This window comes from Sphingomonas japonica (assembly GCF_006346325.1).
GTDB classification, from domain to species: Bacteria; Pseudomonadota; Alphaproteobacteria; order Sphingomonadales; family Sphingomonadaceae; genus Sphingomonas; species Sphingomonas japonica.
In genome coordinates, this window is the sequence record NZ_VDYR01000001.1 from 1,446,066 (window position 1) to 1,466,030 (window position 19,965).

The following is a 19,965-nucleotide window of genomic DNA, read 5'->3' on the forward strand; positions in this document are numbered from 1 at the left end:
GGGGCCTCTGCCGCCCTACACAAAGGCGATGACGTCGCCCAAATCAGAGCTGCGCGCGCAGCTTCGCGCACGCCGTGCCGCCTTCGTCGCGAATCTCGACGATCGCTTGGCCGCGACCGACCGCGCCACGACGCATATCCTCGACCGACTGGACCCCGGCGCCACGCTGTCGGCCTATGGTGCGATCGGGGACGAAATCGATGCGATGGCGCTGCTTATCGTGGCAGCGGATCGGGGCCATGCCACCGCGCTTCCCCAAGTCACCACCCGCGACCAGCCGATGCGCTTCCTCGCCTGGCGCCCCGGCGATCCGCTCGTCCCCGGCCCGTTCGGCCTGCAGCAACCCGCCTTCGACGCTTCCGAAGTGATCCCCGACGTCATCGTCACCCCGCTTCTCGGCTTCGACCGCAGCGGAGGCCGCATCGGTCAAGGCGCGGGGTTCTACGACCGCGCGTTCGCTGCGCACCCCTTCGCGCGCCGCATCGGTCTCGCCTGGAGTGCGCAGGAAGTCGCCAGTCTTCCGCTCGACCCTTGGGACGTCCCGCTCCACGCCGTCGCGACCGAAGCCGAATGGATCACCATCGCGGGGGTGCGCTGACGCCTGCGCCCCGCTATGCGACGCCCATGACCACGCCCCCCTGCCGCGACTGGCTGTCGCACGCCATCGCCGCGATCGAAGCCGATCGCGCGCGCTCGGCCGACACCCATCTCGTCAAGCTCGCAACCGGCCCGCATCCCGGCATCGACGTCTATTTCAAGGATGAATCGAGTCACCCCTCAGGCTCGCTCAAGCACCGGCTAGCGCGCTCGCTGTTCCTGTATGCGCTGTGCAACGGCTGGATCGGCCCCGAGACCACCATCGTCGAGGCGTCGTCCGGATCGGCGGCGATCTCCGAAGCCTATTTCGCGCGCCTGCTCGGCCTGCCGTTCGTCGCCGTCATTCCCAGCGGAACGTCGTCGGCGAAGATCGCCGAGATCGAGCGGCTCGGCGGCCATTGCGAACCCGTCGCCGCCGCGGACATCTACATCGCGGCACAGCGCATCGCCGACGAAAGCGGCGGGCATTACATGGACCAGTTCACCTATGCCGAGCGCGCGACCGACTGGCGCGGCAACAACAACATCGCCGAAAGCATCTTCGAGCAGATGGCGCACGAGCCGCATCCGGTGCCGGCCTGGATCGTCGTCGGCGCCGGCACCGGCGGCACCTCGGCGACGATCGGCCGCTACATCCGCTATCGCCATTCGAGCTGTGCCCGCACCCGCCTGGCGGTGGTCGATCCCGAAGGATCGGTGTTCGCCGAGCATTGGCGCACGGGCGATCGCGGCCTCACCGCGCGCGGCAGCCGCATCGAAGGCATCGGCCGGCCCCGCGTCGAGCCGTCGTTCCTCGCCAGCGTCATCGACCGCATGATCGAGGTGCCCGATCGCGACAGCTTCGCCGCGGCGCGCGAACTGTCGGTCGAGCTGGGTCGCCGCGTCGGTCCGTCGACCGGCACCAATCTGGTCGGAGTGCTGGCCCTCGCCGACGAGATGGCCGCGAACGGCGCGAGCGGCAGCATCGTCAGCCTGATCTGCGATTCGGGCGAACGCTATATGGACACGCTGTTCGACGACGATTGGGTCGCGGCGCAGCAGTAACCAACGCCCCTCTCCTTCAGGAGAGGGGGTTGAAGCTCACCCCTCCGGCACCGCGCCGGTCAACGCGCCGTGGCAATGCTTGTACTTGCGCCCCGACCCGCACGGGCATGGCGAGTTGCGGTTTACCCGGCCTTCCCAATGCTCGGGATTGTCGCCGAGATCGGCCTGCGCCGGCTGCGGGATCTGGAATGGCGGCATTTGCTGCGGCACCGTCCCCGCCGATCCGCCGTCGAAATCGTCGCTATTGTCCTCGCCGGTGAACGGATCGAAGTGCGTCGTCAGGAAATCGGGAAGGTCGGGAAGCGACGGTGCCTCGGGCAGGCGGAAGGTCGCGTGCGCGATCGTCTTGGTGACATCCTCGCGGATCACCGCCAGCATCCGCTCGAACAGCGCGAACGCTTCCTGCTTATATTCGTTGATCGGCGTCTTCTGCGCATAGGCGCGCAGGTGAATCACCTGCCGCAGCGCATCGAGCATCGCCAGATGCTCCTTCCAGTGATGGTCGAGATTCTGCAGCAGGATCGACTTTTCGATCGACGTCCACATACTCGGCTCGAGATCGGCGACCTTGGCCTCGACCTCGGCGTCGGCCATCTCGCGGATGCGGTTCTCGACATCCTCCGGCTCGATGCCATCCTGTTCGGCGATCCACGCATCGACCGGGGGGTCGACGTTGAGGATCTCGACCGAGCGCGCCTTGAGCCCGGCGATGTCCCATTGCTCCGGATAGGTGCCGACCGGGCACGCCTCGCCGACCAGGCCGTTGACCGTCTCGCCGCGCATGTCGATCACGACGTCGCCGACCGTTTCCGCATCCATGATGTCGGCACGTTGCTCGTAGATGACCTTGCGCTGGTCGTTCATCACGTCGTCATATTCGACGACCTGCTTGCGCACGTCATAGTTGCGCGCCTCGACCTTCTTCTGCGCGGTCTCGATCGCCTTGCTCAACCACTTCGATCCGATCGCCTCGCCATCGGCGATGTTCGACCGCATCATCTTGGAGAACATCGTGTCCGGCCCGAAGATGCGCAGCAGATCGTCGTCGAGGCTCAGATAGAACCGGCTGAGTCCCGGATCGCCCTGTCGCCCCGAACGCCCGCGCAGCTGGTTGTCGATCCGCCGGCTCTCATGCCGCTCGGTGCCCAGCACGAACAGTCCGCCCGCCGCCAGCACGCGCGCCTTCTCCTCCTCGATTTCGACGCGGATGCGCTCGATCGCGGCGTCGCGCTCGGCCCCGTCGGGCATTTCGGCCAACTCGTCGCCGACCCGGAATTCCAGGTTGCCGCCCAGCTTGATGTCGGTGCCGCGTCCGGCCATGTTGGTCGCGATCGTCACCGCCCCAGCGCGGCCGGCCTGCGACACGATATGCGCTTCCATCTCGTGATAGCGCGCATTGAGGACCTTGTGCGGCACGCCTTCCTTCTCGAGATATTCGGCGAGCAGCTCGGACTTCTCGATCGACACCGTGCCGACCAGCACCGGCTGGCCCTTTTCGGCATGCTCCTTGATGCTGCGCGCGATCGCGATGAATTTGTCCTGCATCGTCTTGTAGAACTCGTCCTCCTCGTCGACGCGGCGCACTTCGACATTGGTCGGGATCGACACGACGTTCATCTTGTAGATCTGGTGGAACTCGGCCGCTTCGGTCGCTGCGGTGCCGGTCATTCCCGACAGTTTCGGGTACATGCGGAAATAATTCTGGAAAGTGATCGACGCCAGCGTCTGGTTCTCCGGCTCGATCGTCACGCCTTCCTTGGCCTCGACCGCCTGGTGCAGTCCGTCGGACCAGCGCCGCCCGTCCATCATCCGACCGGTGAACTCGTCGATGATGACGACCTTGCCGTCCTTGACGATGTAATCGGTGTCGCGCTTGAACATCATGTTCGCGCGCAGCGCCTGATTAAGGTGATGCACCACCTGCGTATTCTCGAAGTCATACAAGTTGGCGCCGATCAGCAGCCCCGCCGCCTCCAGCGCGCGCTCGGCCTTCTCGGTGCCGTCCTCGGTCAGGATGATGGACTTCTGCTTCTCGTCCTTTTCGTAATCCTCCTCGGCGAACAGCTTCACCACCGCATCGACCTGCATGTACAGTTCCGACTTGTCGTCGGTCGGACCGGAGATGATCAGCGGCGTGCGCGCCTCGTCGATCAGGATCGAATCGACCTCGTCGACGATCGCGAAGTTGAACGGCCGCTGCGTCATCGACGCGCGGTCGTACTTCATGTTGTCGCGCAGATAATCGAAGCCGAACTCGTTGTTGGTGCCATAGGTGATGTCGGAGCCATAGGCCTCGCGCCGCTGGTGATCGGTCAGGTTCGGCACGATCACACCGACGCTCATCCCCAGGAAGCGATAGACCTGCGCCATCCACTCGGCATCGCGCCGTGCCAGATAATCGTTGACGGTGACGACGTGCACGCCCTTGCCTGCCAGCGCGTTGAGATAGGTCGCAAGCGTCGCGACCAGCGTCTTGCCCTCGCCGGTACGCATCTCGGCGATCTCGCCGCGATGCAGGACGATGCCGCCGACCATCTGCACGTCGAAATGGCGCATGCCCAGCTTGCGCACCGCCGCCTCGCGCACGGTCGCGAACGCCTCGGGAAGCAGATCGTCGAGCGTCTCGCCATTCGCCAGCCGCTCGCGAAAGCGCACCGTCTGCTGGGCGAGTTCATCGTCCGACATCGCCTGCATCGCGGCTTCATGCCCCGCGATCCTGGTGACGATCGGGTTGAGCGACTTGACGTAGCGGTCGTTGGAAGAACCGAACAAGGATTTGGCTAGGCCGCCGAACATGGGCTTTTCCTGACTATGAAGTGACGCCCGCCGGTCATGGCCGCGAGCGCGAATAACGGGGATATGGGAGCGACAGCGCGCGGCTCAACCGCGCGGGGCGTCAACGCTATTCGCGGCGCCGCGCGGGACGTTCGGCTTTTGGCAGCAGCGCAGCGACGTCGCCGCCGACGCCGATAATCGCGGTCAATCCTCCCCGGGCGCGCCATCTGTCAGCAGCGCGATCGAGGTCGGCGAGATGTTCACGCGCGGACCGCGCCGAAACATGCTTGGCAGCAACATCCGCCACTGCGAGAGCACTGGCCGCCGCGACCTGGCTTTGGCGCACCGGTCCGGCCTCGGCCGAAAAGCCGGTAAGCGCTGCGAGCAGGGCATAAAGGAGCGGCAGGAAGTTCACGACCCGCTTCTTATGCCGCACTGCGATGAACGTCCACCGAATGGTGACTGCGCTCTGCCGGGAAGCCGTTGCACGTCCGTCCGACAAGCGCCAAAGCTGTCGTCATGAACCGCTCCCCGCTCGCGCCCGCGACTTTTCCCGAACTCCCCGTCATCACCGGCGTAGAGCTCCGCATCGCCCGCGCGCAGTACAAGACGTGGGACCGCTGCGACCTGACGTTCGTCACGCTTGCCCCCGGCACCGCCGTCGCGGGCGTCCTCACCCAAAGCAAATGCCCCTCGCCCGAGGTCGAATGGTGCCGCCGCGCGCTCGTCCTCGGCCAGGCGCGCGCGCTGGTAGTCAACGCCGGCAATTCCAACGCCTTTACCGGCAGCCGTGGCCGCGACGCGGTCGAGGCGATCGCGGCGCGCACCGCGGGGCATCTCGGCTGTCAGCCATCTGACGTGTTCGTCGCCTCCACCGGCGTGATCGGCGTGCCGCTGCCGATCGACAAGGCCGAAGCCGGGCTCGATGCCGCCTTCGCCGCCGACCCTTGCGGTTGGGAAGACGCCACCAATACCATCGGCACCACCGACACCTTCCCCAAGGCTGCGACCACCTCGGCGATGATCGGCGATACGCGCGTCACCCTGGTCGGGATCATCAAGGGGTCGGGCATGATCGCTCCCGACATGGCAACGATGCTCGGCTTCATCTTCACCGACGCCGCCGTCGGCGCGGAGTTCCTGCAAGCTGCGCTCCGCACCGCCAACGCCTCGACCTTTTCGTGCATCACCGTCGACAGCGACACGTCGACCAGCGACACCGTCCTTGGCTTCGCTACCGGCGCCGCCGGCAATGCCCCGATCGGCGACGAAGACGACGCCGGGGCCGACGCCTTCGTCGCCGCGCTCACCGATCTGTGCCGCCAGCTCGCGCAGCTTGTCGTGCGCGACGGGGAAGGCGCGACCAAGTTCATCGAGATCGCCGTCAGCGGAGCCGAAAGCGACCGCAGCGCGCATGTCGTGGCGATGAGCATCGCCAATTCCCCGCTGGTCAAGACCGCGATTGCGGGCGGGGATGCCAATTGGGGCCGCGTCGTCATGGCGGTCGGCAAGGCCGGCGAACCCGCCGATCGCGATACGCTGTCGATCCGCTTCGGCAGCATTCAGGTCGCGCAGGGCGGCATGGTCGTCGAGGGCTATGACGAGGCGCCCGTAGCGGCACATCTGCAGGGTCAGGACGTCGAGATCGGCGTCGACCTCGGGCTCGGCGAAGGACGCGCCACCGTTTGGACCTGCGACCTGACCCACGGCTATATCTCGATCAACGCCGACTATCGCAGCTAAGCGCTGCACCGGAGTTGCAGGCGTCGGCACTTGCCATCACGATGCAACAGGCGAACACTATCGGTGGCAAATTCGAGCGATCCGAGGGAGTGATGCAATGATCGGCTATGTAACGATCGGGACCAACGATATCCACGCGGCGCGGCGCTATTATGCGGCACTGCTCGGAAGCATCGGCGGTACCGAACTGATGCGGCTCGAAGAAAACGGCATGACCATGTACGGCACCGGCTGGGAAGCGCCGTCGATCGCGATCACAACACCGTATGACGGCAATGCCGCAGTGCCCGGCAATGGCCAGATGGTCGCGCTGGTGATGGACAGCCGCGCCAAGGTCGATTCGCTGCACGCCACCGCGCTCGAACTGGGCGGCAGCGACGAAGGCGCGCCCGGCCTGCGCGGACCGGCCGAGTTGAACTTCTACGCCGGATATTTCCGCGATCCCGAAGGGAACAAGCTCGCCGCCTTCTGCACCGCGCCGGAATAGTCGCCGCCACTTCAGGGCAGCGCCGCGACAGCATCCGATCGCGCGCAGCTTGCCAGTCGTTGTTCGTCCAGCCTGCGGTTCGCCGTCGTGGCTTTCGGCACTTCGACCGGCTGTCCGACCGCGCGCGCCGCGAATTGTCGCGGATCCAGCCCGCTGCACCGCATCAGCAGGTCGAGCATCCGCGGAGGCGTTTCGCGGGCTTCGCTCGACAGCTTGAAAGTGCCCCAGTGGATCGGCAGCGCGAAGGGCTGACCGAGCCGGTCGAACACGCGCACCGCATCGGGCGGGCCGATATGGCTGCCGGTGCCGAGCTGGCCTGGCGTGAAGCGGAACGCGCCGATCGGCAGGATCGCGAAGCGTATCGGCCCGGCCTCCCGCGCCTGCCGGGGCCATCGCCCGTCGCCGAACCCGGTATCGCCGGCGAAGAACAAATTGCCGCCGGGCAGCGTCACCACGAAACTCGACCACAGCGCGCGATTGCGGTCGGCGAACCAGCGGCTCGACCAATGGTGATTGCGCGTCACCGCCACGCCGATACCCGGCCGTATCGCCAGCGCTTCACCCCAATCGAGCGCGCGCGACCGAACACCCGCCTGCCCGATCACGCTGTCGTTGCCCAGGCTGGTGACGATGGTCGGCCGGTCACGTAACCACAGCCGCTTGAGCGTCGCGAGGTCGAGATGGTCGTAATGGTTGTGGCTGACCAGGACGAGATCAATCGGGGGCAGGTCGTCGAACGCGATTCCGGGCACAGTGGTGCGCGCGGGACCCAGGCCAAGCGGTCCGGCGGTTTCGCTCCAGATCGGGTCGGTGAGGATATTGAGCCCCTGGGTCTGCACCAGCACGCTGGCATGTCCGATCCAGGTCGCGACCATCCGGTCGCCCTCGACCCGCTCGGCAGGCTTTGACGGCTGCACCTCCACGCGGCCCGGCCAGGGGGCGTCGCCCTGCCCGGTCGCGCGGCGCATCAAGAACCCGGCGCGGCTGCCACCGCCGGGCACGCCTGCGGTATCCTCGCCATCGGGATTGAAGAAGCGCGCGCCATCGAAATGGTCGCTCGCCGCCCCGCGATAATAGACCCGGTCGAGGAAGCGCGGCACGATCGTGATCGCCAGGCATGCCGCGATCACCAGCCACAGCAGCACTGCACCGATGCGGCGGACCGCGCGCGTCATCGCGCCGACGAGGGGCTGGGGGTCATCGTGCCTCAACCCCCGGCAAGGGCGAAGGTGCCGCGAATTCGTTCAGACGCTTGCCAGCAATCCTTCGCGTGCGATCTTCTCGCGCCACACCAGCGGCGCGAGGTGATGAACATTCTCGCCCGCGCTATCGACCGCGACCGTCACCGGAAAATCCTCGACCGCGAACTCGTAGATCGCTTCCATGCCGAGATCCTCGAACGCCACGACCCTGGCCCCCTTGATCGCCCGCGCGACCAGATAGGCGGCACCCCCGACTGCCATCAGATAGGCGGACTTGGCCTCGGCGATCGCCGCGGTCGCATCCGCTCCGCGCTCGGCCTTGCCGACCATCGCCAGCAGCCCCTGGCCCAGCATCATCCGCGTGAACTTGTCCATGCGGGTGGCGGTTGTCGGGCCGGCGGGACCGACCACCTCCTCGCCGACCGGATCGACCGGGCCGACATAATAGATCACGCGCCCGGCAAACTCGACCGGCAGCGACTCGCCGGCATCGAGCATGTCCCTGATCCGCTTGTGCGCGGCATCCCGCCCGGTCAGCATCCGGCCGTTCAAGAGCAGCCGGTCGCCATGCTTCCAGCTCTGAACGACCTGGGGCGTCAGCGTATCGAGATCGACGCGCATCGCCGCCTTGTCCGGCTTCCAGTCGACATCGGGCCATTCGGACAATTTGGGCGCTTCCAGATAGGCAGGCCCCGATCCGTCAAGCGCGAAATGCGCGTGGCGCGTGGCGGCGCAGTTGGGGATCATCGCCACCGGCTTGCCCGCGGCGTGGCAGGGAAAATCATGGATCTTGACGTCGAGGATCGTCGACAGGCCGCCCAGCCCCTGCGCGCCGATACCCAGCGCGTTGACCTTGTCGAAGATCTCGATCCGCAGTGCTTCGATATCGTTCGACGGGCCCCGGGCCTTGAGCTGCCCCATGTCGATCGGCTCCATCAACGACTGCTTGGCCAGCAGCACCGCGCGCTCGGCAGTCCCGCCGATGCCGATGCCGAGCATCCCCGGCGGACACCAGCCCGCGCCCATTTGCGGCAACATCTCGAGCACCCAGTCGGCGATCGGATCGGACGGGTTCATCATCTTGAACTTGGACTTGTTCTCGCTTCCGCCGCCCTTGGCCGCGACATCGATCGACACGGTGTTCCCCGGCACCATCTCGACATGCAGCACGCTCGGCGTGTTGTCGCGCGTATTGCGCCGCGTGAAGGCGGGGTCGGCCAGGATCGATGCGCGCAGCTTGTTCTCGGGGTTCAGATAGGCGCGCCGCACTCCCTCGTCGATCACCTCTTGCAGGCTGCGCGACGTGTCGTCCAATCGGCAGTCCATGCCCCATTCTACGAAGACGTTGACGATCCCGGTATCCTGGCAGATCGGGCGGTGTCCTTCGGCGCACATCCGCGAATTGGTCAAAATCTGCGCGATCGCGTCCTTGGCGGCGGGCGATTGCTCGGCCTCGTACGCCGCGCCGAGCGCGCGGATATAGTCCATCGGATGATAGTAGCTGATGAACTGGAGCGCGTCGGCGACGCTCTCGATCAGGTCGGCGGTGCGGATGGTGACGGTCATGGCCGCGGTTTCTAACGCGCGGATGGCCAAACTCAATCGCGATCGGTCGGCGCGCCGAGCGGAAACATGTGGCGATAGGGCCGCGCCTCGTCGAGCGCCCGAGCATAGGACGGCCGCGCGAGCAGGCGGCGGCGATAGGCATGCAGGTTCGCGAAGTGCTCGGGGATCGCGTAGCTCCAGTCGGCATAGAGCAACGACGGCGCTGCCGCACAGTCGGCCATGCTGAACGCACCACCCGCCGCCCATTCCCGACCGTCCATCCAGCGGTCGAGCCACGCGTAGCTTTTGTCCAGCAGCGCGTGTGCTTCGGATACGGTCTTTGGATCGCCCTGCCCCTCTCCGCGCATCGCATCGATGACGAGCCGCTGTTGCGGGATCGACACGTAATTGTCGAACACCCGGTCCAGCCACCGCACCTCGACCGCAGCATCGGCATTCTTCGGGATCAGCAGGCTTGGGCCGGGATGATGGACCGCAAGATATTCGATGATGATCGTCGCTTCGGGGACGACACGATCGTTATCGGTCAGGACAGGAAATTTCCCGATCGGCCACAAAGCGCCGAACCTGCTCGCCACCGGATCGCTGCCGTCGAGCATGTGAAACGTGAACGGCGTATCGTTCTCGTACAGCGCCGTGAGTGCCTTCTGGCAAAAGGATGACAGCGGATGCGCAAAGAGTGCCAGCGTCGTTTCATCCATTGTCGCTCTCCTTCACCTGCCGCAATCCTAATTCGCTGCGCGTGCTTGCGTCCACTCCTCTTGATCGGCCGCACCGCGCGGCCTAGCGAACGGGCATGACCGACGCCGCGCTCCCCCGGACCCAAGAGGAAGCCGCCGCCGAACTGGCGCTTCTCGCCGCCGAAATTGCGCGCCACAACCGGCTGTACCACACCGACGACGCGCCGGAGATCGACGACGCCGCCTACGACGCGCTGGTGCGCCGCAATGCCGCGATCGAAGCGGCGTTTCCCGGACAGGTCCGTCCCGATTCGCCCTCGGTCCAGGTCGGCGCCGCGCCCGCAGCGCATCTCGCCAAGGTCGCGCATGCCCGGCCGATGTTCAGCCTCGACAACGCGTTTGCCGATGAAGAAGTCGCCGAATTCGTCCAGCGAGTGCGCCGCTTCCTCAACCTAGCGCCGGACGAGCCCGTCGCGCTCACCGCCGAGCCCAAGATCGACGGGCTGTCGTGCTCGCTGCGCTATGAAGACGGCAAGCTGGTCCGCGCGCTTACCCGCGGCGATGGCACGGTTGGCGAGGACGTCACCGCCAATGTCCGCACCCTCGCCGACATTCCGCAGGCCCTGCCCAATGACGCTCCCGACATCTTCGAAGTGCGCGGCGAGGTCTACATGGCAAAAGCGGCGTTTGCCGACCTCAACACCCGCCTGCGCGATGCTGCCGAAGCCGCGGGCGACGTCACCAAGGCGCGCCAGTTCGCCAATCCGCGCAACGCCGCCGCCGGATCGCTGCGGCAAAAGGATGCGTCGGTTACCAAGGCGCGGCCGCTGCGCTTCCTCGCGCATGGCTGGGGCGAAGCATCGGACCTGCCGGGCGAGACGCAGCACGCGGTGGTCGAGGCGCTGCGCGGGTGGAAGTTTCCTGTCGCCGAGCACTTCGCCCGCGCCGAGACGATCGATGCCGCGCTGGCGCAGTATCGCGCGATCGAGGCGATCCGCGCCGACCTGCCGTTCGACATCGACGGTGTCGTGTACAAGGTCGATCGCCTCGACTGGCAGGCGCGGCTGGGCAGCGTCGGCAAGGCGCCGCGCTGGGCACTGGCGCACAAATTCCCTGCCGAACGCGCGCAGACCACCTTGAATGCGATCGATATCCAGGTCGGCCGCACCGGCAAGCTCACCCCCGTGGCGCGGCTCGAGCCGGTCACCGTCGGCGGCGTCGTAGTCACCAACGCCACGCTGCACAATGCCGACGAAATCGTGCGGCTGGGCGTCCATCCCGGCGACCGCGTGGTGATCCAGCGCGCCGGCGACGTCATTCCCCAAATCGTCGAGAACCTGTCGCGCGACGACACCCGCGCGCCCTGGCCCTTCCCCGCCGCCTGTCCCGAATGCGGATCGGACGCGGTGCGCGAGGAAGGCGAGGTCGACATCCGCTGCACCGGCGGCCTGATCTGCCCGGCGCAGCGGATCGAGCGGCTGAAGCATTTCGTCAGCCGCGGCGCGATGGATATCGAGGGACTCGGCGGACAGCAGATCGAGGACTTCGTGCGCGACGGCCTAATCCACGCGCCCGCCGACATCTTCCGCCTGACCGAGGACCAGTTGCTGGCCCGCAAGAAGGACGGCCGCGTCTGGGCCACCAACCTGCTCGCAGCGATCGAGGCGAAGCGCCGTCCCGATCCGGTGCGGTTCCTGTTCGGACTGGGCATCCGCCATGTCGGCAGCGTCACCGCGCGCGCGTTGCTCAAGGTGTTCGCGACCGTCGAAGCGATCGCCGCCGTCGCTTCCGATCCGGAACGCCGCGCGGAGATCGAGGCGATCGACGGTATCGGCCCGGCGGTCGCGCAGGCGCTGACCGACTTTTTCGCCGAGGCCCACAACCGCGACGCGTGGGACGACCTGCTGCGCGAAGTCAGCCCTGCCCCCTATGTAGCGACCAGCCGCGACTCGTCGGTCAGCGGCAAGACGATCGTGTTCACCGGCACGCTGGAAACGCTGTCACGCGACGAGGCCAAGGCGCAGGCCGAGGCGCTGGGGGCCAAGGTGTCGGGATCGGTCTCGGCAAAGACCGACCTGATCGTCGCCGGCGCCAATGCCGGGTCGAAGCTGAAGAAGGCCGCGGAACTGGGGGTCGCCGTCATCGACGAAGCTGCATGGCGGGAGATCGTCGAGGCCGCAGGGTGATGCAATTGTGCAACGCATCAAAAGTGAATCGAGCCTTGCGGGATTTGTCACAAACCGGACACAAATCGGCGGCAGAGGCAGGCCCTGACGGCGCTCGATAGCGCCGCGTCTGTCCGCGCAACAATGCGCACTTGGGGAAAATTCATGCGGATCAAGCTCTTTGCCAGCGTGGCCTTTGCCGCGCTCACGATTCCCGGCGCGGCCTTCGCGCAGTCGGCCGGTTCGGTTGATTTCGACACGGACGCCGGCGAGGAAATCGTCGTTACCGGATCGCGCGAGACCGATGTCGGCGGTGTCGAGATCCCCGAGACGTCGAAGGCAAAGGTGTCGATCAGCGACGAGCTGATCCGCCGCCAGCGTCCGGGTCAAACGATCAACGACATCATCAACCTGGTGCCGGGCGTCAGCTTCCAGAACAACGATCCCTACGGTTCGTCGGGTGGCGGTTTCCGCATCCGCGGCTTCGATTCGTCGCGCATCTCTCAGACGCTCGACGGTATCCCGCTCAACGACTCGGGCAACTACGCGATCTACACCAACCAGCAGGTCGATCCGGAGATTCTCGAATCGGTCACCGTCGATCTCGGCTCGACCGACGTCGACAGCCCGACCGCATCGGCGGTCGGCGGCACGATCAACCTGCTGACGCGCGAGCCGAGCGAAGAGCTCTCGGCCTATTTCGCGGCATCCTACGGCGAATACGACTATAACCGCGTGTTCGGCATGATCGACACCGGCGACATCACCGGGTTCGGCACCAAGGCATTCTTCTCGGCATCGAGCGTCGCCTATGACAGCCCGTTCAACAATTACGGCGACATCGAGAAGCAGCAGTATAACGGCCGCATCTATCAGGATATCGGCTCGAACGGCGACTTCGTCTCGGTCGCCGGCCATTACAACGAGAACCGCAACAACTTCTACGGCTCGCTGCCGCTGCGTTCGGTCGATGGCGCCACGGTCGGCGGCGGTTCGAGCAACCGTTTCCCCAACTCGTTCGATGAAGCACAGTACACGATCAACTTCCCCTGTGCGCTCGACACGCCGCAGGCCGGCGTTGCCGACACTCCGTCCGGCTGCGGCACCGAGTTCGACCGCCGCTACAACCCGTCGAACACCGGCAACATCCGCGGCCGCTCGCGCTTCACGCTGGCCGACGGCTTGGTCTTCACGCTCGATCCCAGCTTCCAGTACACCAAGGCCAATGGCGGCGGCACGGTCACTGGCATTGAGAACCCCGATGCGCCGTTCTTCGGGTATGTCGGCAACAGCTATAATTTCGGTCTCGACCTGAACGGGGACGGCGATACGCAAGACCGCGTCACGCTGGTCGCGCCCAGCCAGACGCAGACGCGCCGGTACATGGTGATCTCAAACCTGATCTACGACTTCAACGACACCAACCGCGTCCGTCTCGCCTACACGTTCGATCGCGCGATCCATCGTCAGACGGGTGAGGTCGGCTTTGTGGACGTTACCGGCGAGCCTTTCGACGTGTTCCCGGTCAACGATCCGATCGTCGATGCCAATGGCAACATCGTCCAGAAGCGCAACCGCCGCTCGTTTGCGACGCTCAACCAGATTTCGGGCGAGTATCGCGGCAAGTTCCTCGAAGAACGTCTGACCGTGAACCTGGGTCTGCGCCTGCCGTTCTTCAGCCGCGATCTCGACCAGCGCTGCTTCACGACGTCGGCGAGCGGTTTCGTCGATTGCTTGGCGCCTGAGGACAACGCTGCCTATGCCGCGGCCAATCCGTACAGCGTCGATCCGGTGACCGGCGAGGTAACCGGCTTCGCACCGCCGCAGGAGCGCGAATACAACTACAATCAACTGCTCCCCAGCGTCGGCTTCATCTTCAACTTCACGCCCGAAGCCAGCGTGTTCGGCAACTGGACCAAGGGCCTTTCGGCGCCGCAGACCGACCAGCTCTATTCGGCGATCTACTTCGACGAGGGCAGCGAGTCGGCAGAACCCGAGCCGGAGACCACCAACAGCTTCGATGCCGGCTTCCGTTATGCCAGCGGCATCGTGCAGGCACAGGTGAGCGGCTTCTACATCAAGTTCGACAACCGCATCGCCACTGCGTTCGATCCGGTGCTGGGCGAGAACATCTCGCGCAACATCGGCAAGGTCACGCGCTACGGCGTCGATGGCAGCATCTCGGTAAAGCCGATCCCGCAGGTCGAAGCGTACGTGTTCGGCTCGTACCTCAATTCGGAGATCGAGGACGATCTGCTCCTGGCCAACGGCGACTTCGCTCCGACTGGCGGCAAGCAGGAGTCGGGCGTTTCGGAGTGGTCGTTCGGTGGCCGTCTCGAAGCGATGCTCGGCCCGGTCACGTTGGGCGGGCAGGCCAAGTATACGGGCTCGCGCTTCATCAACGACCTCAACCTGCCGCTGGTACAGACGGTGGACGGGGTCCCCAACACCGCGGTCTTCCCGGCCAAGGCACCGGCCTACACGCTGGTCGATCTCGATGCGTCGATCGATCTCGATCAGGTCGGGCTGACCGGCACCCGCTTCCAGCTCAACGTGTCGAACCTCTTCAACGAGTTCTACGTCGGCTACATCGCGGGCAGCTCGAACAACACCAGCGTCCCGTTCGTCCAGGTCGGCGCCCCGCGCGCCGTCAGCGGATCGCTGATCTTCTCGTTCTGATCTGGACGTCAACATCGATCTGATCGGCCGTCGCCCCACCGGGCGGCGGCCGACCTTCTTTACGAGGCCCGCGTCGTCCCTTTGCGCTCGCATGGACCATCGCTATAGCGCTGCCGTGGCCACGCTTCCCGCCCCCCCCGCTCCCGCCCCGGCCCGTCCGGGCCTGTTGTCGCGTCCATTTTTCGAAGACAAGGCGCGGGCCTTCTGGCTGCTGCAGGCGGCGGGCTGGTCGGGCTATCTGGTGCTGCGCATGGTGTCGGGCGTGTCGAACAACCCGACGCTCGAAAAGGTCATCCCGATCATCATCGAGGCGATCGTCGGCTATTGTCTGACGCTGCTCCTGTCGACGCTGTACGGCTATTATCGACGCCTGCCGCGGATCAGCGGCATCCTGGCGGTGATCGCCACGCTGCTCGCCGCAACGGTGATCTATGCGACGCTGCAGGCGCTGACCTTTCCGATCGCCTCGCTCGCCCAACCCGAACTGACCGCCAGCCGCGTGCTCGGCTATATGTTCCTGACCTTCACCGTGCTGGCCGGCTGGTCGGCGCTCTATTTCGGCATCAACTTCTACCTGATCGTCGAAGAGCAGATCGATCAGATGCAGAAGCTGGAAATCCAGGCGTCGTCGGCGCAGCTGGCGATGCTGCGCTATCAGCTCAATCCGCATTTCCTGTTCAACACGCTCAATTCGATCTCGACGCTGGTCCTGCTCAAACAGACCGATCGCGCCAATGCGATGCTCAGCCGCCTTGCTTCGTTCCTGCGCTACACGCTCGCCAACGAGCCGACCGCGTCGGTGACGCTGGCGCAGGAGGTCGAGACGCTCAAGCTCTATCTCGAGATCGAGAAGATGCGTTTCGACGAACGTCTGCGTACGCGATTCGAGATCGATCCGCGGGCAGTGCGGGCGCGATTGCCGTCGCTTTTGCTGCAACCGCTGGTCGAAAACGCGATCAAATACGCCGTAACGCCCCAGGAAGAGGGGGCGGATATCGCGATTTCTGCCCGGCTCGCCGGAGATCGGGTGCATATCGCTGTGTCCGATACCGGACCGGGGTTGATCGGCAGCAAAACTAGGCCAAGCCTTTCCACCGGCGTGGGGCTGGCCAATATTCGCGAGCGGTTGATGCAGGCATTCGGCCCGGATCACCGTTTCGGAACGGGTCCGAACCCAAAAGGCGGGTTCCGCGTTGAAATCGACATACCGTTCCAGTTCGAGGAACCGACACGCGAGGCAGCATGACCATTCGAACCATCCTCGTCGACGATGAGCCCCTGGCGATCCAGGGGCTCGAATTGCGACTGCAGGCGCACGAGGACGTCGAGATCATCGACAAATGCATGAACGGACGCGAGGCGATCCGCGCGATCAAGACCCACAAGCCCGACCTCGTCTTTCTCGATATCCAGATGCCCGGCTTCGACGGCTTTTCCGTCGTCCAGGGCCTGATGGAAGTCGAACCGCCGCTGTTCGTGTTCGTCACCGCCTATTCCGACCACGCGATCCGCGCATTCGAAGCGCAGGCGATGGACTATCTGATGAAGCCGGTCGAGGAGGCACGGCTCGCCGACACGCTCGACCGGGTTCGGTTGCGCATCTCCGAGAAGCGCGGAGCGGTCGAAGTCGATCGGTTGATGGAGGTGCTCGCGGAGGTCGCGCCGGACGCCGTCGAGAATATCGGCGAGGCCGGCCCCGACCAGCTTGCCGCCAACCGTTTCGAAAAGCTCATCAACATCAAGGATCGCGGCCAGATCTTCCGCGTCGATGTCGATACGATCGAACGCATCGACGCGGCCGGCGATTACATGTGCATCTATACCGGCGACAACACGCTGATCCTGCGCGAAACGATGAAGGATCTGGAGAAGCGGCTCGACCCGCGCCGGTTCCAGCGCGTCCACCGCTCGACGATCGTCAATCTCGACTTGGTCAAGCAGGTCAAGCCGCACACCAATGGCGAATGCTTCCTCGTGCTCGATTCGGGGGCGCAGGTGAAGGTCAGCCGCAGCTATCGCGACGTGGTGGCGCGCTTCGTCCATTGAGGCCGGGTCGCCAGCCCTGAATCCGTTCGTGTCGAGCGAAGTCGAGACATTTTGCGCAACGTCGGCAGTCCGCCGCTCGGCACGAAACAGCCGCACAACCCGCCAGAGGCGCGGGTTGCTGGCGGGTGATTATTCGGGAGCCGCCGCGTCGGCGACGCCTTCATCATCGGTATTTTCGCCGGCGTCCTGAAACCACGCCTCGACCTCGCCCGACAGCTTGATCGTCAGCGGCTGACCGTGGCGGTCGACCTTCTTGCCGAGCGCGACGCGGATCCAACTTTCGGGGATCGAATATTCCTCGACGTCGCGGCGCTCGATGCCTTTGAAACGAATGCCGATGCCGCGCTGGAGCGCAGCCTGGTCGAAATGTGGGCTGTTCGGATTGATCGACAGCCGATCGGGGGGAGTATCGCTCATCGGGCAAGCCCATAGCGCCTAATCCGGCGCGAGCAATCGCTGGCGACGAAAAGGGAGGCGACACCCGGTCGCCTCCCAGCGTGCTTCAGCAATACCGGACGCGCACACGGCGGCCCAGATAGGGGTCGTATGCCCGGCGCACGCAGCTTTGGCGGTATGCCCGGCGCGGATTGTAATAGGCGCGCGGGGCATAGCGATAGCGAGGACCGTAGCGATAGCGCGGACCGTAATAGCCGCGATCGTAATAGCCGTTGTTGTTGGATGCGATCGCCGCACCAAGCGCAAGTCCGGCGATACCACCGATCACAGCGCCGGTGGCGACGTCGCCGCCGCGGTCATAATGACGATAACGATATTGGGCTTCGGCAGGTGCGGCCACCGTCAGCGCGGTGGCGCCAGCGACCATACCGAGCACAGCTTTTGACAGCAGGTTCATGGGTCAGCCTCCTCATACTGGGCGCTACTCAGGCCCAGCGATGCGGCCTGTCTTGAAGCGCCGGAATGCCGTATCTACGCACAAGCGGCTGAATGGTGCCGGAATTCGCCGTTCATTATCGGTGCAGAAAAATGAAGGGCGCGCGCAATGGCCTATTGGCTGATGAAGTCGGAACCCGAAGCGTTTGGCTGGAACGATCTGGTCCGCGACGGCAAGACCGAATGGGACGGCGTGCGTAATCACGCCGCCGCCAATCATCTGCGTGCGATGGCTGTCGGCGACGAAGCATTATTCTATCACAGCGGCAAAGGGCCGGAGGCGGTCGCGGTGATGCGTGTGTCGCGCGCTGCACGACCGGACGGCAGCGATGGCAATTGGGTGTCGGTCGAGGTCGTCCCCTTGGCACCGCTTCCCGCGCCTGTGACGCTCAAGGCGATGAAAGCAGAGCCGGCGCTGGCGGACCTGCCGATCCTGCGCCAGTCGCGACTGTCGGTGGCACCGGTAAGCGATGCGGAGTGGAAGACCATCCAAGAAATGGCTCACCGCGCAAAGGGATAGTGCAATCTATTTGCATTTCTGGCGAACATCGCCCAGCCTCGCTGACGTCAATCGCCCGCCCTGAAGGACCGCAATGCCGATGTTTCGCCTGCTGGCTCTCGCCCTCGCCGCGTTGTTGCTCGGCGCAACTGCCCAAGCGCAGACTCCGGTCGAGCGCCACGGGCGCCTCCAGGTGTCGGGAACGCACATCGTCGATCAGGCGGGCAAGCCGGTCACGCTGCGCGGCATGTCGCTGTTCTGGAGCCAGTGGCAGCCGCAATATTACAACGCCGCCACGATCAAGCGCCTGCGCGACGACTGGAAGATCACCGTGATCCGCGCGGCGATGGCGGTCGATTCGGGCGGCTACCGCGCCAATCCCGATGCGGAGATGGCGAAGGTCGAGACCGTCATCGACGCAGCCGTCGCGAATGGCATCTACGTCATCGTCGATTGGCACGCGCACAAACCGCACGCCAAGGAAGCTGCCGCCTTCTTCGCCAGGATCGCGGCGAAATACGGCGCGCTGCCCAACCTCATCTACGAACCCTATAATGAACCGCTGGCGACGCATGCGTGGAAGACGCTGCTCAAGCCCTATCACCAGACCGTACTCGCCAGCATCCGCGCCGCCGATCCGGATAATCTTGTCGTCGTCGGCACGCGCACATGGTCGCAGGACGTCGACGAGGCCGCCGCCGATCCGATCGCCGACCCCAATCTCGCCTACACGCTCCATTACTACGCAGCGACGCACAAGCAGGAGCTGCGCGACAAGGCGGCGCTGGCGATGCAGCGCGGCGCAGCTTTGTTCGTGACCGAATATGGCGTGACCCAGGCTGATGGCGGCAGCTCGATCGACGAGGCCGAAGCGAGGCGCTGGTGGGATTTCCTCGAAGCCAGTGGCATCAGCTATGCCAACTGGTCGATCGCCGACAAGGACGAGCTGTCGGCTGCGTTTCGGCCGGGAACGCCCGGCGACGGCACATGGACGGAGGATCAGGTGACGCGGTCGGGCAAGCTGGTGCGCGACCAGATCAGGGCGATGAACGCCGACTAGATCAGTCGAGCGGGATCGGCACGCGTTCGCCTTCGACCTTCTCGCGTTTCTTGCCGATGCCGACGAGCGTGCCGACGTCGCTCAGCAGCTTGACTGGATTGGTCGCCTCCCCCGGTTCCTCGCAGCAGCTGTCGGGATCGACCAGCTTTCCGACCGCGCGTACCAGGAAGGTCGCACCGCCGAACAGATCGACACCGGTCGTGCAGCCTTGCGACAGCGTGCCGCACGGCGCGCGCGTCGCCGCCAGCGCACCCGCACCGGTCGCATCGGGGTTGCTGGGCAGCGGCCTGTTGGGTGGTGGCCGCTCGCCGGGCAGCGGCAGCCGGTAGGCGCTGCCGGCCCGGCCGCACACGACGATGTCCTCGTCCTCGCTCGGTTCGGTAGCGCATGGCTCGGCGAGCACCGACCAGCGCTGCGTCCCGTCGGCGGTCTGTTCAGGAGCAGTGACGGTGGCGTCCTGGACGGCCAGCGCCAGCACTAGCGACAGGATCATCGACGAACACCTCGTTGCGGACGCGCGCAGTCAAGCAC

18 protein-coding genes are annotated in these 19,965 nt (G+C 65.3%); 10 read left to right on the forward strand and 8 right to left on the reverse strand.

Annotated features, from left to right (window positions below):
- The first annotated feature begins 28 nt into the window (after window positions 1-28).
- Together FHY50_RS07145 and FHY50_RS07150 are read left to right on the forward strand one after the other, a co-directional pair.
- On the forward strand, window positions 29-598 hold the full coding sequence (locus FHY50_RS07145) for a 5-formyltetrahydrofolate cyclo-ligase (protein WP_140047796.1): 570 nt from the start codon (window positions 29-31) through the stop codon (window positions 596-598).
- Between the two features lie 26 nt (window positions 599-624).
- Window positions 625-1,641: a PLP-dependent cysteine synthase family protein gene (locus tag FHY50_RS07150; protein ID WP_140047797.1), complete on the forward strand. Its 1,017-nt coding sequence runs from the start codon at window positions 625-627 to the stop codon at window positions 1,639-1,641.
- Window positions 1,642-1,677: 36 nt separating this feature from the next.
- Here FHY50_RS07150 and secA read toward each other — a convergent pair whose 3' ends face one another.
- Together secA and FHY50_RS07160 are read right to left on the reverse strand one after the other, a co-directional pair.
- Window positions 1,678-4,437: a preprotein translocase subunit SecA gene (gene secA, locus FHY50_RS07155; protein WP_140047798.1), complete on the reverse strand. Its 2,760-nt coding sequence runs from the start codon at window positions 4,435-4,437 to the stop codon at window positions 1,678-1,680.
- A gap of 106 nt (window positions 4,438-4,543) precedes the next feature.
- Window positions 4,544-4,831, reverse strand: coding sequence for a hypothetical protein (locus FHY50_RS07160; protein WP_140047799.1), 288 nt, complete (start codon window positions 4,829-4,831; stop codon window positions 4,544-4,546).
- Between the two features lie 104 nt (window positions 4,832-4,935).
- On the opposite strand from FHY50_RS07160, the gene argJ reads away from it, so the two are divergent.
- Both argJ and FHY50_RS07170 read left to right on the forward strand, forming a co-directional pair.
- Window positions 4,936-6,159: a bifunctional glutamate N-acetyltransferase/amino-acid acetyltransferase ArgJ gene (gene argJ, locus FHY50_RS07165; protein ID WP_140047800.1), complete on the forward strand. Its 1,224-nt coding sequence runs from the start codon at window positions 4,936-4,938 to the stop codon at window positions 6,157-6,159.
- Window positions 6,160-6,256: 97 nt separating this feature from the next.
- Entirely contained in the window at window positions 6,257-6,646 is a 390-nt protein-coding gene (locus FHY50_RS07170) for a VOC family protein (protein ID WP_140047801.1), read from the forward strand.
- 11 nt (window positions 6,647-6,657) lie between these two features.
- On the opposite strand, the gene FHY50_RS07175 is transcribed toward FHY50_RS07170, so the two are convergent.
- The 3 genes from FHY50_RS07175 to FHY50_RS07185 all read right to left on the reverse strand — a co-directional run bounded on the left by FHY50_RS07175 (window position 6,658) and on the right by FHY50_RS07185 (window position 10,115).
- Window positions 6,658-7,821, reverse strand: coding sequence for an MBL fold metallo-hydrolase (locus FHY50_RS07175; protein ID WP_140047802.1), 1,164 nt, complete (start codon window positions 7,819-7,821; stop codon window positions 6,658-6,660).
- Between the two features lie 69 nt (window positions 7,822-7,890).
- Window positions 7,891-9,414 carry a fumarate hydratase gene (locus FHY50_RS07180; RefSeq protein ID WP_140047803.1) on the reverse strand — a complete coding sequence of 508 codons (1,524 nt, stop codon included), beginning with the start codon at window positions 9,412-9,414 and terminating at the stop codon, window positions 7,891-7,893.
- 32 nt (window positions 9,415-9,446) lie between these two features.
- Window positions 9,447-10,115: a glutathione S-transferase family protein gene (locus tag FHY50_RS07185; RefSeq protein WP_140047804.1), complete on the reverse strand. Its 669-nt coding sequence runs from the start codon at window positions 10,113-10,115 to the stop codon at window positions 9,447-9,449.
- 95 nt (window positions 10,116-10,210) lie between these two features.
- On the opposite strand from FHY50_RS07185, the gene ligA reads away from it, so the two are divergent.
- The 4 genes from ligA to FHY50_RS07205 all read left to right on the forward strand — a co-directional run bounded on the left by ligA (window position 10,211) and on the right by FHY50_RS07205 (window position 16,984).
- Window positions 10,211-12,280, forward strand: coding sequence for an NAD-dependent DNA ligase LigA (ligA, locus tag FHY50_RS07190; RefSeq protein ID WP_140047805.1), 2,070 nt, complete (start codon window positions 10,211-10,213; stop codon window positions 12,278-12,280).
- 144 nt (window positions 12,281-12,424) lie between these two features.
- A complete protein-coding gene (locus tag FHY50_RS07195) occupies window positions 12,425-14,938 on the forward strand; it encodes a TonB-dependent receptor (RefSeq protein WP_140047806.1) in 2,514 nt (837 codons plus the stop codon).
- A gap of 91 nt (window positions 14,939-15,029) precedes the next feature.
- Window positions 15,030-16,184, forward strand: coding sequence for a sensor histidine kinase (locus tag FHY50_RS07200; protein WP_140047807.1), 1,155 nt, complete (start codon window positions 15,030-15,032; stop codon window positions 16,182-16,184).
- Window positions 16,181-16,984 (forward strand): LytR/AlgR family response regulator transcription factor, encoded by an 804-nt coding sequence (locus FHY50_RS07205; protein ID WP_140047808.1) that lies wholly within the window; start codon window positions 16,181-16,183, stop codon window positions 16,982-16,984. The genes FHY50_RS07200 and FHY50_RS07205 overlap by 4 nt, the downstream gene beginning before the upstream one ends.
- A gap of 129 nt (window positions 16,985-17,113) precedes the next feature.
- Here the strand turns inward: FHY50_RS07205 and FHY50_RS07210 are convergent, their stop codons facing one another.
- Together FHY50_RS07210 and FHY50_RS07215 are read right to left on the reverse strand one after the other, a co-directional pair.
- On the reverse strand, window positions 17,114-17,401 hold the full coding sequence (locus tag FHY50_RS07210; protein ID WP_140047809.1) for a DUF3297 family protein: 288 nt from the start codon (window positions 17,399-17,401) through the stop codon (window positions 17,114-17,116).
- Window positions 17,402-17,486: 85 nt separating this feature from the next.
- Entirely contained in the window at window positions 17,487-17,837 is a 351-nt protein-coding gene (locus FHY50_RS07215; protein ID WP_140047810.1) for a hypothetical protein, read from the reverse strand.
- Between the two features lie 147 nt (window positions 17,838-17,984).
- On the opposite strand from FHY50_RS07215, the gene FHY50_RS07220 reads away from it, so the two are divergent.
- Window positions 17,985-18,395 carry an EVE domain-containing protein gene (locus FHY50_RS07220; protein WP_140047811.1) on the forward strand — a complete coding sequence of 137 codons (411 nt, stop codon included), beginning with the start codon at window positions 17,985-17,987 and terminating at the stop codon, window positions 18,393-18,395.
- Window positions 18,396-18,474: 79 nt separating this feature from the next.
- Window positions 18,475-19,434, forward strand: coding sequence for a glycoside hydrolase family 5 protein (locus FHY50_RS07225; protein ID WP_218975206.1), 960 nt, complete (start codon window positions 18,475-18,477; stop codon window positions 19,432-19,434).
- 1 nt (window position 19,435) lies between these two features.
- On the opposite strand, the gene FHY50_RS07230 is transcribed toward FHY50_RS07225, so the two are convergent.
- Window positions 19,436-19,927 carry a hypothetical protein gene (locus tag FHY50_RS07230; RefSeq protein ID WP_140047813.1) on the reverse strand — a complete coding sequence of 164 codons (492 nt, stop codon included), beginning with the start codon at window positions 19,925-19,927 and terminating at the stop codon, window positions 19,436-19,438.
- Window positions 19,928-19,965 lie beyond the last annotated feature (38 nt).